General features: G+C 67.8%; 11 protein-coding genes (1 of these 11 only partly in view). All 11 read right to left on the reverse strand.

Annotated features, from left to right (window positions below; translation table 11 throughout):
* Positions 1–851 carry the 5' portion of a benzoate/H(+) symporter BenE family transporter gene (locus tag P7644_RS18870; RefSeq protein WP_404300779.1) on the reverse strand. The gene continues 352 nt to the left of window position 1, outside the view, so only the first 851 of its 1,203 coding nucleotides appear in the window; the start codon lies at positions 849–851; the stop codon falls past the left edge of the window.
* 103 nt (positions 852–954) lie between these two features.
* A complete protein-coding gene (locus P7644_RS18875; RefSeq protein ID WP_404300780.1) occupies positions 955–2,823 on the reverse strand; it encodes a potassium transporter Kup in 1,869 nt (622 codons plus the stop codon).
* Between the two features lie 114 nt (positions 2,824–2,937).
* Positions 2,938–4,233, reverse strand: a complete 1,296-nt coding sequence (gene gshA, locus P7644_RS18880) for a glutamate--cysteine ligase (RefSeq protein ID WP_404300781.1) — start codon at positions 4,231–4,233, stop codon at positions 2,938–2,940.
* Positions 4,234–4,301: 68 nt separating this feature from the next.
* Positions 4,302–5,768, reverse strand: a complete 1,467-nt coding sequence (locus P7644_RS18885; protein WP_404300782.1) for a TrkH family potassium uptake protein — start codon at positions 5,766–5,768, stop codon at positions 4,302–4,304.
* Positions 5,769–5,780: 12 nt separating this feature from the next.
* Positions 5,781–7,256 carry a Trk system potassium transporter TrkA gene (gene trkA, locus P7644_RS18890; protein ID WP_404300783.1) on the reverse strand — a complete coding sequence of 492 codons (1,476 nt, stop codon included), beginning with the start codon at positions 7,254–7,256 and terminating at the stop codon, positions 5,781–5,783.
* Positions 7,257–7,392: 136 nt separating this feature from the next.
* Complete coding sequence (locus tag P7644_RS18895) at positions 7,393–8,673, reverse strand: glutamate-5-semialdehyde dehydrogenase (RefSeq protein ID WP_404300784.1); 1,281 nt, start codon at positions 8,671–8,673, stop codon at positions 7,393–7,395.
* 48 nt (positions 8,674–8,721) lie between these two features.
* Positions 8,722–9,027, reverse strand: coding sequence for an S-adenosylmethionine tRNA ribosyltransferase (locus P7644_RS18900; protein WP_404300785.1), 306 nt, complete (start codon positions 9,025–9,027; stop codon positions 8,722–8,724).
* Positions 8,990–10,042, reverse strand: a complete 1,053-nt coding sequence (locus P7644_RS18905; RefSeq protein ID WP_404300786.1) for an MvdC/MvdD family ATP grasp protein — start codon at positions 10,040–10,042, stop codon at positions 8,990–8,992. Before P7644_RS18905 ends, P7644_RS18900 begins: the two co-directional genes overlap by 38 nt.
* Positions 10,039–11,433: a Dot/Icm T4SS effector Zinc-dependent metalloprotease LegP gene (gene legP, locus P7644_RS18910; protein WP_404300787.1), complete on the reverse strand. Its 1,395-nt coding sequence runs from the start codon at positions 11,431–11,433 to the stop codon at positions 10,039–10,041. The genes P7644_RS18905 and legP overlap by 4 nt, the downstream gene beginning before the upstream one ends.
* Positions 11,434–11,809: 376 nt before the next feature.
* Positions 11,810–12,871 (reverse strand): DNA polymerase III subunit delta, encoded by a 1,062-nt coding sequence (gene holA, locus P7644_RS18915; protein ID WP_404300788.1) that lies wholly within the window; start codon positions 12,869–12,871, stop codon positions 11,810–11,812.
* Between the two features lie 64 nt (positions 12,872–12,935).
* Positions 12,936–13,436 carry an LPS assembly lipoprotein LptE gene (gene lptE / locus P7644_RS18920; RefSeq protein ID WP_404300789.1) on the reverse strand — a complete coding sequence of 167 codons (501 nt, stop codon included), beginning with the start codon at positions 13,434–13,436 and terminating at the stop codon, positions 12,936–12,938.
* Position 13,437: the final 1 nt, after the last annotated feature.

The following is a 13,437-nucleotide window of genomic DNA, read 5'->3' on the forward strand; positions in this document are numbered from 1 at the left end:
TGCGCCTCGGGCCCCATGCAGATGGCGGCGGTGATGGCGCTGAAGTTCAGCGCGAAGGCGCCAAAGGGCGCCAGTACCAGGGTTGCCAGGCCGGTCATGCTGATCAGGCGCGACACCGGCAGCTGGTAGCCGGTAGCGCGCATCACGGCCACGCCCGGCAGGTTTTGCGAGGCCATGGTGACGATGAACAGCGGCAGGGCCAGACTCATCAGCGCCTGCACGCTGAACTGCGGCGCGGTGAACACGGGGACGGCCAGTGCCAGGTGCACGGCGGACCAGCGCATTTGTCCGTTGAGCGCGGCCCAGGCAATGCCCACCGCCAGCGTGACCACGACGGCGTAGCGTGGCAACAACCGGCGCGCCAGCAGGTAGGCCAGCAACATCAGCAACACCAGCGGCAAGGCGGTCTGCAGGGCGGCAAAGGCCTGCATGCCAAAGCGTGCCAGCACGCCAGCGAGCAGGGCCGAGGCAATTTCCATGGGAATGCGGTTCATCACCCGCTCGAACCAGCCGGTGATGCCGGCCAGCGTGATCAGGAGCGCGCAGACCATGAAGGCGCCCACGGCCTCGCCCATGGAAAAGCCCCCCGCCAGCCCCGCCGTGGCCAGCACCGCTGCGCCCGGCGTGGACCAGGCCACCATGACCGGCTGGCGCAGGATGAGCGAGGGTACGAGCGAGCACAGTCCCATGCCCAGGCCCAGGGCCCACATCCAGGAGGTGATCTGCTCGGGCGTGGCGCCGAAGGCCTGGGCCGCCTGGAACACGATGGCCACGGAGCTGGTGAAGCCCACCAGCACGGCCACGAAGCCGGCCGTGGCGGCAGACAGGCTCAGGTCTTTGAAAAACTGCATGGCTGCGGATTGTGGCAACCCTGCCGCGACGGCACCGACAGGAACACTTCAATTTTCATAGCTTATAGCGCTTATGGACCAAGGATTAAAGCCGAAAAACATCTCAAATCTCCACCTTGGAGCCCAGCTCCACCACGGCATTGCTGGGCAGATTGAGGAATTCCGCCGCCGCGCTGGCGCTGTGGTGCATCTGCGCAAACAGCTTTTCGCGCCACAGCGCCATGCCCTTACCCAGCGTGGGTGTGACGATGTCGCGCGACAGAAAGTAGCTGGTCGTCATGGGGTTCAGATCCACGCCGCGCCCTTCGAGCAAGGATAGAGCCTTGGGCAGGTCATAGTCGTTCTTGAAGCCATAGTTCACGCTCACGCGCCAGCAGTCGCTGCCCAGGGCCTCGGCCTCCAGGCGTTTCTCCATGCCGATCCAGGGCACTTCATGGTTGTGCACGGTGACAAAGAGGTTTTGCGCATGCAGCACCTTGTTGTGCTTGAGGTTGTGCAGCAGGGCATTGGGCACGATCCCGTCGCGGGAGGTGAGAAACACCGCCGTGCCTTCGACGCGTGTCGGCGGCGCGATGAACAAGGCGCCCAAAAACTCCTTCAGGTCCAGCGCCGTATCCTGCAGCGCCTGGGTCAGCAGGGCGCGGCCGTCGCGCCAGGTCACCATCAGCAGGAACACCGCGCCGGCAATCACCAGCGGGAACCAGCCGCCATGGATCAGCTTGAGCAGGTTGGAGGACCAGAACAGGATGTCCACCGTGAAGAACAGCCCCGTGGCCCCCAGGCAGACCAACAGCGGCAGCTTCCAGGCATAGCGCACGACGAAGAAGGTGAGCACGGTGGTGATCAGCATGTCGGTGGTCACCGCAATGCCATAGGCCGCGGCCAGGTTGCCCGAGGAGCGGAACATGCCCACCGCCAGCACGATGAGCACGAACAGGCCCCAGTTCACGAAGGGCATGTAGATCTGGCCCTTGTCGTGCACGCTGGTGTGCAGGATCTGCAGGCGTGGCAGAAACCCGAGCTGTATGACCTGCTTGGTCACGCTGTACGCGCCCGAGATCAGCGCCTGCGAGGCGATCACCGCCGCCGCCGTGGCAAGCGCCACCAGCGGCAGCGTGGCCCACTCGGGGGCCAGGTTGAAGAACGGGTTCTTCACCGCCTCGGGGTCGGCCAGCAGCAGCGCGCCCTGGCCAAAGTAATTGAGCGTGAGCGCGGGCATGGCGATGGAGAACCAGGCCAGGCGGATCGGGCGCTTGCCGAAGTGCCCCATGTCGGCGTAGAGCGCCTCGCCCCCCGTCACGCACAGCACCACCGCACCCAGGATGATGAAGGTGATACCCGGGTTGTGCATGCCAAAGCCCCAGGCGTAATGCGGCGAGATGGCCCACAGAATCTCGGGATGCTTGGCAATGTGCAGCAGGCCCAGCCCAGCGATGGTGAAGAACCACAGCAGCATCACCGGCCCAAAGAACTTGCCTATGCCCGCCGTGCCCTTTTTCTGCACGGCAAACAGCGCGAACAGCACCAGCAGCGTGAGCGGGATCACGTACTTGGCCATCTCCGGCGACATGACCTCCAGGCCCTCCATCGCCCCCAGCACGGTGATGGCCGGGGTGATGACGCCGTCGCCATAGAACAGACAGGTGCCGAAGATGCCCACCAGCAGCATCCAGTGACGCAGCCTGGGCCGGTCGGCCACGGCGCGGGACGCCAGGGTGAGCATGGCCACCAGGCCGCCCTCGCCATTGTTGTCGGCGCGCAGCACCAGCACCACGTACTTGACGGAGACGATGACGGTGAGCGTCCAGAAGATGAGCGAGAGCACGCCATACACGTTGTCATGGGTGAACTGCACATGGCCGGTGGCGAACACCTCCTTGACGGTGTAGAGCACGCTGGTGCCGATATCACCGAAGACGACGCCGATGGCGCCAACGGTCAAGCCCGGGAGCGAGGATTTCGAGTTTTGCACGAACTGTCCCCGGTCGCAGCCAAGGGATCCTGGTAGGTAGGGTTGATGATTGTGCGCTGGCCCGGGGCGCCCTGTATAGCAGCAACGGCGGGGCAGCCGCCGTGGTAGCGGGGCTCAGTCGTAGACCTCGGCCTCCGGGTCCGTGGCCTCCAGCTCATAGCTGGCGGCCAGCATGGCCAGGCGCGCGATCACGCCATACATGTAGAACCGGTTCGGCGCGCTCACGCCCGGGCGTACGCCGGGCTGCGGCAGCTGGGTGCTGTGCTCGAAGGCCAGCGGCACGAAGCTGGCGCCGGGGGCGTTCAGGTTCTCTTCCACACCGCGCTCGGCATGCATGCGGTAGAAGCCCCCGACCACGTAGCGGTCCATCATGTAGACCACGGGCTCGGCCACGGCCTCGTGCACACGCTCACGCGTGAGCACGCCCTCCTGCACGATGACGTCATGCACCACCTGGCCGTCCTTGATCACGGCCATCTTGTTGCGCGTCTTGCGGTTCAGGTCTTCGATCTCCTTGGCGTCGTGCACCGTCATGATGCCCATGCCATAGGTGCCGTTGTCGGCCTTGACGACGGCGAAGGGCTTCTCCTTGATGCCGTATTCCTTGTACTTGCGCCGCACCTTGGCCAGCAGCACATCCACGGCGCTCGCCAGCGCCTCCAGCCCCAAGCCCTCGTTGAAGTCCACACCCTCACAGTGGCCGAACAGCGGATTGATGAGCCAGGGGTCTATGCCCAGCATCTTGCCAAAGCGCTTGGCCACCTCTTCGTAGCTCTTGAAGTGGCGGCTCTTCCTGCGCACGCTCCAGCCCGCGTGCAGCGGCGGCAGCAGGTACTGCTCGTACAGCTCTTCGAGGATGCCCGGCGCGCCGGCCGACAGGTCGTTGTTCAGCAGGATGGTGCAGGGGTCGAAGTTCTTCAGCCCCAGGCGGCGCTTGTTGCGTATCACCGGCTCCAGCGTCACCGTCTCGCCATGGGGCAGCGTGACGGTGGTGGTCTTCTTGATGTCCGGGCTGATGGAGCCCACGCGCACATTCAGCCCCGCCATGTTGAAGATGCGCACCAATTGCGCCACGTTGGCCAGATAGAAGGTGTTGCGCGAATGGTTCTCCGGGATGATCAGGAGGTTGCGCGCCTCGGGGCAGATCTTCTCGATGGCCGCCATGGCCGCCTGCACCGCCAGCGGCAGCATTTCGTCGGTGAGGTTGTTCCAGCCACCCGGAAACAGGTTGGTGTCCACCGGCGCCAGCTTGAAGCCGGCATTGCGGATATCCACCGAGGTATAGAACGGCGGCGTGTGCTCCATCCATTCCAGGCGGAACCAACGCTCAATGGCAGGCATGGAGTCCAGGATGCGCTGCTCCAGCTCGTTGATCGGGCCCGTGAGTGCGGTGACGAGGTGGGGAACCATAAAAAAACCTGATGATGCGGTCAAGCGCCGCATTGTAGGGACGCCGCGCCCGCCGCTACGTACGTAGTTCAACGGCGCCAGAACGCAGGCGAGAGCAGCGCCATGAAGCTCAGGATCTCCAGCCGCCCCAGCAGCATGGCCAGGGTGCAGACCCAGACCTGGAAGTCGGTGAGCACCGCGTAATTGGAACTCGGGCCGATCGTGCCCAGCCCCGGCCCCATGCAGTGCACGCTGGCGAGCACCGCGGAAAACGCCGTCAGCGGATCGAGGTCGGTGAGCAGCAGCACCATGCTCAGCACGATCACCGTGGCGCCGTAGACCAGCATGAAGGCCATGACCGAGAAAATCATGCGGCTGTCCACCACGCGAGCGCCCAGCAGCACCGGCTGCACGGCGCGCGGGTGCACCAGGCGCGTGAGCTCGCGGCGTGCCTGCTGCACCAGGATCAACACGCGCACCATCTTGATGCCCCCGCCCGTCGATCCGGCGCTGGTGGCCACACCCGACAGCAGCAGCATGAACACCGGCGCAAACACCGGCCAGGCCAGGTAGTCCTGCGTGGCGTAGCCCGTGGTGGTGGCTACCGACACCACGTGGAACAGCCCATGGCGCAGCGCAGGCAAAGGCTCGTACACGCCCTTGGCCCACAACAGCAGCGCCACCAGCAGCCCCCCGCCGATCAGCGCCGTCATGGTGGCGCGCACCTCGGGGTCGCGCCAGAAGCCCTGCCAATGGCCCTTGCGCAGCGCCACGAAGTACAGCGTGAAATTGCAGCTGGCAATCAGCATGAAGAACACCGCCGCCGCCTCCAGCAGGGGCGAATCGAAGAAGGCGAAACTGCTGTCGTGCGAGGACAGGCCGCCCAGGCTCACGGTAGTGAACATGTGCATGACGGCATCCATGGGCGCCATGCCGCCGGCCCAGAAGCACAGCGCGCACAGCACGGACAGCGCCGCGTACACGCTCCACAGGCCCTTGGCCGTCTCGGTCATGCGCGGGGTCAGCTTGGTGTCCTTGATGGGGCCGGCGGCCTCGGCCTTGAACAGCTGGCTGCCGCCCACCCCCAGCAGGGGCAGGATGGCCACGGCCAGGATCAAGATGCCCATACCGCCCATCCATTGCAAAAAAGTGCGCCACACGTTCACCGACAAGGGCAGCTCGTCCAGCCCCGACAGCACCGTGGAGCCGGTGGTGGTCAGGCCCGAGACGGCCTCGAAATACGCATGCGTGAACGAGATCGGCCGCCCGATCTGCGCCAGGGCCAGCCACAGCGGCAGGCTGGCGCACAGCGGCAGCAGCACCCACACCAGAGTCACCAGGATCACGCCATGGCGCGGCTGCAGCTCCTGGCGGTAGCCGCGCATGAGCCACCACAGCAGCAGGCCCGCGCCCAGGGTCAGCGCAATCGACCGGGGGTAGACCTGCCACACCGCCTCCCGCTGCCACCAGGACACCGCACCGGGCAGCGCCATGGCCAGCGCAAACATGCACATCAGCATGCCCAGCACGCGCAAGACGGGGAGTAAATCGCGCATGGCCCGCTGGCTCTAGAAAAACGTGGCGCTGACGCGGAACAGCTTTTCCACCTCGCGCACCAGGCGCTTGTGCGGCAGAAAGAACACCACATGGTCGTTGCTCTCTATCACCGTGTGGCTGCGCGGGATGATGACCTCGGGCTCCTGCTCCTGTGCCGCTGGCGCCTCGCCCTCGGCCGGCGGCGGCGCATCCGCATCGGGCAGGCCGCGCACGATCAGGCCCATGTGCACCTGGGGCGGCAAGGGCAGTTCCTCCACGCGCCGGCCCACCACGCGCGAACTCTTCTTGTCGCCGCGCGCCACGATCTCCAGCGCCTCGGCCACGCCGCGGCGCAGGCTGTGCACGGCCTGCACGTCGCCGCGCCGCGTATAGGCCAGCAGCTCGCCGAGCATGGCCTGGGCGGGCGACAGCGCAATGTCGATCTGCGTGCCGTGCATCAGCTCGGCGTAGGCCTGGCGGTGGATCAGCGCCAGCACGCGGCGCGCGCCCATGCGCTTGGCCAGCAGGCAGGACATGATGTTGTTCTCGTCGTCGTCCGACAGGGCCAGGAAGAAGTCCACCTCCTCGATGCCCTCCTCGGCCATCAGATCCTCGTCCGAGGTCTCGCCCTGCAGCACCAGCACCTCTTGCGGCAGGCTGGAGGCCAGGGCCACGCTGCGCTGCGCATGCGGCTCGACGACCTTGATGTGAAAGCGCTCCTTGTGCTCGGCCAGCGTGCGCGCCAGGCGCTCGCTGACCACGCCGCCGCCGGCCATCATGATGCGGCGCACCTGGCGCGGCGGCTGGCCCGGGCGCAGGCGCAGCGCCGCCAGCACCTGGGGCACGCGCTGCACCCCCGCCAGGGCGAACACCTCGTCGCCCGGCTCGATGCGCGTGGTGCCGTCGCAGGGCACGAAACGGTCGGGCTCGTCGGGAAAACGCCGGTAGATGGCGACGATGCGCACCGCCACGTCCGGCATCTGCTCGCGCAGCTGCCGGATCTCCTGGCCCACGGCCGGTGCGCCGGCACGTGCGCGCGTGGAGATCAGGCAGGCGCGCCCGCCGGCAAACTCGCGCACCTGCAGCGCGCCGGGGTATTCCACCAGCTTGGCGATGTAGCGCACCAGCGAGTCTTCCGGGCACAGGATGTGATCCACCGCAAAACCCTCGCGCGACAGCAGCGCGCTGCCGTCCTCGAAGCCGCTGGTGCGCACGCGCGCAATGCACTGCGGCACGTTGAACAGCATCTGCGCCACCTTGGCGCAGACCAGGTTCGTCTCATCCTGCGCGGCGCAGGCGATGAGCAGATCGGTATCGCGCGCGCCGGCCTCGGCCAGCACCTTCGGATCGATGCCGCTGCCGACCACGCCGCGCAGGTCCAGGCGCGCCTCCAGCTCGCGCAGGCGCTCGGCGTCGGTGTCGATGACGGTGATGTCGTTGTGCTCCGACACCAGGCTGGCCGCCGCGCTCTGGCCCACGCGGCCGGCGCCGAGGATGATGATCTTCATGGAGGCCCGCGCCGCTGGCGTGCGACAGCCAACCGTGCCAGCGTCATTGCGGCGCAAGCCGCAATCCACGCGGCTGGCCGTGCCACTGGATCCCGGCCTGCGCCGGGATGACGGCGCCTGCCATGCGTGCCATGAATCACTGCCGCACCTCGCCCTCGCCCAGCACCACCCACTTCAGCGAGGTCAGCCCCTCCATCCCCACCGGCCCGCGCGCGTGGAACTTGTCGGTGCTGATGCCGATCTCGGCGCCCAGCCCGTACTCGAAGCCGTCGGCAAAGCGCGTGCTGGCGTTGACCATCACGCTGGCCGAATCCACCTCGCGCAGAAAGCGCTGGGCGTGGCGGTGGTCGGTGGTCAGAATCGCCTCGGTGTGGTGGCTGGAATAGCGGTTGATATGCGCAATCGCCTCGTCCAGCCCCGCCACCACCTTGATGCTGATGATGGGCGCCAGGTATTCCTCACTCCAGTCCTGCTCGGTGGCATCCACCAGCTTTGCTCCTGAAACGCCAGCTAACAACGCTTTGCTCTCGGCGCAAACCCGCATTTCCACGCCTTTTTCGGCAAAGATGGCGCCGATGCGCGGCAGGAACTGCGCCGCCACGCCGCGCGCCACCAGCAGGCTTTCGCTGGCGTTGCAGGGGCTGTACTTCTGCGTCTTGGCGTTGTCCACCACGCGCACGGCCAGGGCGATGTCGCAGGGCTCGTCCACGTAGCTATGGCAATTGCCGTCCAGGTGCTTGATCACCGGCACTTTGGCGCCCGCGCTGATGCGCTCGATCAACCCCTTGCCGCCGCGCGGAATGATCACGTCCACGTACTCGGGCATGGCTATGAGCCGGTCCACCACCTCGCGGTCGGTGGTCTGCACCAGCTGCACGCCATGCTCGGGCAGGCCGGCCTCTTGCAAGGCCTGCACCACCAGGCGCGCCAGTGCCTGGTTGGAGGCTATGGCCTCGGAGCCGCCGCGCAGGATGCAGGCGTTGCCGCTCTTGATGGACAGGCTCGCTGCCTCGATGGTCACATTCGGCCGGCTCTCGTAGATCATGCCGAACACGCCGATGGGCACGCGCATCTGGCCCACGCGGATGCCGCTGAGCTGCTGCTTCATCCCGATGATCTCGCCAATGATGTCGGGCATGGCCGCCAGCTGCTCGCAGCCCTGGGCGCAGGTCTCGATCACCTGGGGGGACAGCTTCAGCCGGTCCACCATGGGCTCGGCCAGGCCGGCGGCGCGCGCGCGCGAAAGATCCCGCGCGTTGTCCACCTGCAGCGCCTGCACGTTCGCGCGCAGCAGCCGCGCCAGCGCCAGCAAGGTCTTGTTTTTGATAGCTGCCGGTGCCCGCGCCATAAGTGCTGAGGCCGTTTTTGCCTGTAAACCAAGCGACTGGGTGTATTCGGCGATGTTCAGAGCGTTCATGGGCGCGATTTTGACGCAGAACGCCACGCCGGCGCTGGCGCCGGGCTCTCAGCCCACGCGCCGCAGCCGCACGCGTGCGCCGGGCTCGGCGCGCACATGCTCGGTGCTGATGTAGCGCAGCGTGCCGCCGCCGTCCACGGCGCGCGCCTGCAGCGCCAGCTCGGACAGGGGGCCGCCCGCCGGGCCGGCCCAGTCCAGGCGGAACGTGCTGGCTGCGCCCGGCAGCGGCGCGGCCAGCTTGGCGACAAACTGCGCCAGCAGCGGCGCGGCCGCATCCTGGCACGCGACGTCGCGCAGCTCCACCGTGAGCGTCAGCTCAGCCCCGCCCGGCGCTGCGTCGCTGGGCCAGAGCACCTGTCCTTCTAGATGTGGCATCGTTGCGGCCTGGGCTGCTGGATTGGGTTGAATGGAGCCTGCGCCGGCGCCGCCCGGCAGCCAGCCGGTGCAGCGCATCCGCATGCGCCTGCGTGATGGGCAGCCCCGTGCGCGTCTCCACGAACAGCCATTGTCCTGCGGGATTGACCTCCAGGAAATAGTAGTCGCCGCGCGCATCCTGCTTCAGGTCGATCGCCCCATAGACCAGCCCCAGTCGCCGCATCAGCGCGCGCAGGCGCTCGGCCAGCGCGGCCGGCAGCTGCACGGCGCGCATCTTCGCCTGGCCTATCACCATGCGCATGTCCACCGGATAGTCGCTGTCGCGCGCGTCGATCTCGGCGGCAAAGATGGCGTCGCCGATCATGGTGACGCGCAGGTCCACGCCCCGGATGCAGCGCTGGAAGATCACCGGCGCCAGGCGCACCAGATCCAGCCGCGCCAGGTCTTCCTCCTCGACCAGCCGCGTCTCGCGCCAGTCCTCGATGCTCGCCAGGAACGGCTTGAACACCACGCCGGCGCCGCGCTGCGCCGCGCAGAAGGCGCGCGCGGCATCGGGCGAGGTGGTCACGCAGGTGGGCGGCAGCGTCAGCCCCACGGCGGCGGCCTGGGTCCACTGCAGGGGCTTGCGGTGCGCGGCGTCGTCGGCGCCGCGCGGGTTGATCCACGGCGCGGCTATCGAATCGAGCATGCCCAGCACGGCCTGCTCCGTCTCGCTGTGGGCAAACTGGCGCCGGTCGGCCGGCCCCACCGCCGGGTCGATCTCAAAGGCGCGCACGCGCCGCCACCACACGGCGTCCACCGCCGCCAGGTCGATGGGCGGCCCGCCCAGCAGGCGCAGCGACGGCGGCGCCTGGCCAGGCCAGTCGAAGGCCACCGGGCACCGGCCGGGAAAGTCCGACAGGTCCAGCCGGTGCACCGCCTCCCCGGCGGCGGCCAGGCGCTCGCACACGGCATCCGTGTGCTCCTCGCCCGGGTAGGAGACGACCAGGATCATGCCGGCCCCTCGCCGCCTCCCATGGCCTGCCAGGCCTCCAGGGCCTGCTCCAGCTCCTGCGCCAGCGCATCGGCCATGGCCTGGGCCTCCTGGTGCGCGGCGGCCAGCTGCTCCAGCTGCTCGGCCGCCTGCTGCAGCGCATCGCCCTGGCCGCCCAGCTGCGGCTGGCGGCTGGCCCCGGCCAGCACGAAGGGCGCGGCATAGTCGCCCCGCGCCGGATTGACCAGCGGGCCGGGGCCGGGGCCGATCGGATCCCTGCCAACCTCCTTGACCGTGACCTGATCGCGGATCGGGTCCTTGCCAACCTCCTTGACCGTGTCGCTGATCGGATCCTTGCGCACCTCCTTGACCGTGTCGCGGATCGGGTCCTTGCGCACCTCCTTGGCCGTGTCGCTGATCGGATCCTTGCGTACCTCCTTGATCGTGTCGCGTATCGGATCCTTGGCAATCTCCTTGACCGTGTCGCGGATCGGATCCTTGGCAATCTCCTTGACCGTGTCGCGGATCGGATCCTTGGCCACCTCCTTGACCGTCGGCCCCACATTCGGGTACATGGCCCGCACACCCGCAATGTCGCCGGCCGACAGCCCCGAGCGCTGCCCCATGGTCACGCCCGGCGGCAGCGCCACGCGCGGCACCAGCGTCGGCTGCCCGTTGGTCGAGAAGGCCGTCGCCGGGTAATGCATGATGGAGCCGAAGTCGTACGCGCCCAGGTCGTCGCCGTCCTGAATGTGCTGATTGAAGTTGTGCTGCATCGCCGGGTCGATATTGGCCCAGTTGACCTGCACGAACTGGTCGCGGTCCTCCCGGCTCTGCTCATGCCACAGGCCCACGGCATGGCCGATCTCGTGGATGGCATTGCCCAGCGTGCAGCCCGCGCCCAGCGTGATCGCCTGGGCGCCGCCGCGGCGGCCGACGAACGACGAGCAGCCGCCGCCGGGCACGAAGCGCACAAAGTCCGGAAACTGCGCGGCATTGGCCGCCGTGCGCAGCACGAAACGGATGGCGGTGTTGGCCTCCCAGTGCGCGATGGCGTCCGTGACCCGCGCCTGGTTGGGCAGGGCCGCATCGATCTCGTAGGGCACGCGGCCATTGGCCCAGCGGAACTGCACGCCATCCGGACTGGTAATGCCCACCGAGAACAGCACCAGGTTGCCCGACTCGTCGGCCTGCATGTCGGCCATGCTGCCCAGCACGATGTCGCCCTCGAAGATCGCCTGGCCATCGACATCGGCATAGTGCAGCCACTTGCCCGTGGTGCTGTTCAGGCCCCTGAGCCCCACGAAGGCCGTGCCCGCCAGCGGGCCCGAGCGGCATTCACATGGATCGTTGCCGGCGGATTTGTCGGGCTTGTCGGGCTTGTCGGGCTTACCGTTCTTGCGCGTTGCCATGATCAACCTCCTTCAGGCTTGTGTCCCAACACATAGTGCGCACCCACACAGCTGGCAAGCGCCTGGATACGCCCGGTTTGCCGCGACGGCAGGCCGCGGCAGGCCAGTTTCACGCGGGTAATTCGTTATCTCAAGCCGACATAGGTAACACCGCTGCAACAGGCGTATGCGGCGTTACTTGTCGCTGAACTTTTTGGCACGGTCCCATCCAGCCGCGCCGGCCAGGCAACTATTGCTTGGGGAAACCAGGCCGGCAAGCCACAGCTGCCGCCCCGCCTGCGGCAACGGCAGCTTTTTGCGCCGGGCTTGGAAAGCGTCGGCGGCCAATCGACCGCAGCAGTCCATTTTTGGCTTCGTCGCTCCAAGTCCGACAGGCTTAGCGCACGGCCGGCTGGCCCAGCCGGCACAGCTGCAGCGCCAGGCGCGACAGGGCCTGCCAGCCGTCGGTGGGCCAGTCGGGGGCCTTCAGGCCCTTGACGATGCCGTCCACGATGTGGGCCGAGCGCAGCAGGCGCGCCAGCTGCGCGTCGCTGGCCTGGGGCAGCAGGCGCTCGTACAGGCGCTCCTTGTTGCCCCAGATGCGGTTTTCGCGCAGTGCCATGGGCAGGGGCTTGCCGGCGTTCATGGCGTCCTTCACGCGCTTCAGGGCGCGGATGTCCTCTGCCAGCGCCCAGTGCACCAGCACCTCGGCCTCGCCCTCGGCCTGCAGGCCGTCGAGCATGCGCTGGGTGCGCGCCACCTGGCCGGCGAGCACGGCCTCGGACAGCTTGAACACGTCGTAGCGCGCGACGTTGAGCACGGCGGCCTCGACCTGCGCCCAGGAGAGCTCGCCCGCGGGGTGCAGCAGCGCAAGCTTTTGTATCTCCTGGTGCGCGGCCAGCAGGTTGCCCTCGACGCGGTCGGCAAAGAACTGCAGCGTGCGCTGGCCCTCCTCGCCCGCGGCCACGCGCTGGCCCTGGGCGGCCAGGCGCTGGGCGATCCATGCGGGCAGCTGGGCGCGCTCCACGGGGTCGATCTGCACGGTGGCGCCATGCGCTTCCAGGGCCGAGAACCAGGCGCCGGTCCTGGTGGCCTTGTCCAGGCGCGGCAGCAGCACGATGGTGAGGGTGCTGTCGTTGCCATCGGCCGCCTGGGCGATCTGCTGCAGCGCGGCAGCGCCGTCCTTGCCGGGCTTGCCCGAGGGGATGCGGATTTCGATGATCTGCCTGTCGGCGAACAGGCTCAAGGACCCGCCCGCGGCGAGCACGGCGCTCCAGTCGAAATGCGCGCCGGCCACGGTGAAGCTGCTGCGCTCGGTGTAGCCCTGGGCGCGCGCGGCGGCGCGGATGGCGTCGTGCGCCTCCTGCTGCAGCAGCGGCTCGTCGCCGTGCAGGGTGTAGAGCGGGCGCAGGCCTTTGTGCAGCTGGGCGCCAAGCTGGTTCAGCGGAATTTGAGCCAAATCGGCCTCCAACCCTTGTTCATCAAGCGCAAGGAGCTATCAGTAAAATAGCATCTCCAGTGCGTCACTGGGACTTTACAGCCGCCAGCCGGCGCATCAGCTGCTGTACCAGCTCGCTGCGCATGTTGCGGTACAGCATGGCCTCTTCGCCCTCCTTGGACAGGGCGATGGTTTCGTTGTAGCTGATGTCGCGCTGCTGCAGCAGCTCGGTCTCGCCAATCCATTCCTGGCCCTGCTGGCCGCGCAGGCGAAAGCGCAGGCGCAGGCGCAGCTGCAGCTCGCGCACCTGGCCGGCGGCGCTCAGGCCCACGGCGACACGCTCCTGCTGCTCGGAGAGCAGGTCCAGGATGGCCTCGGCCTGGGTCATCTGGGCGGCATCGGTGATCACCGTGAGCTGGCCGCCCGAGGCCTGCAGCTGGCGCACCAGCTCGCGTGCCAGCAGCGAGCCACCGGGGGCCTGCACGTACAGCGAGCGAAACGCGAACTGCGGCATGCCGCGCAGGCGAAAGCCGCAGGCCGCCAGCGGCGCGGCGCCCAGGGCCATGAGCAGGCTGCGTTTGCGCATG

It is taken from the genome of Alicycliphilus denitrificans, assembly GCF_044792555.1.
In the GTDB taxonomy this organism is placed as follows: Bacteria; Pseudomonadota; Gammaproteobacteria; order Burkholderiales; family Burkholderiaceae_C; genus Alicycliphilus; species Alicycliphilus denitrificans_A.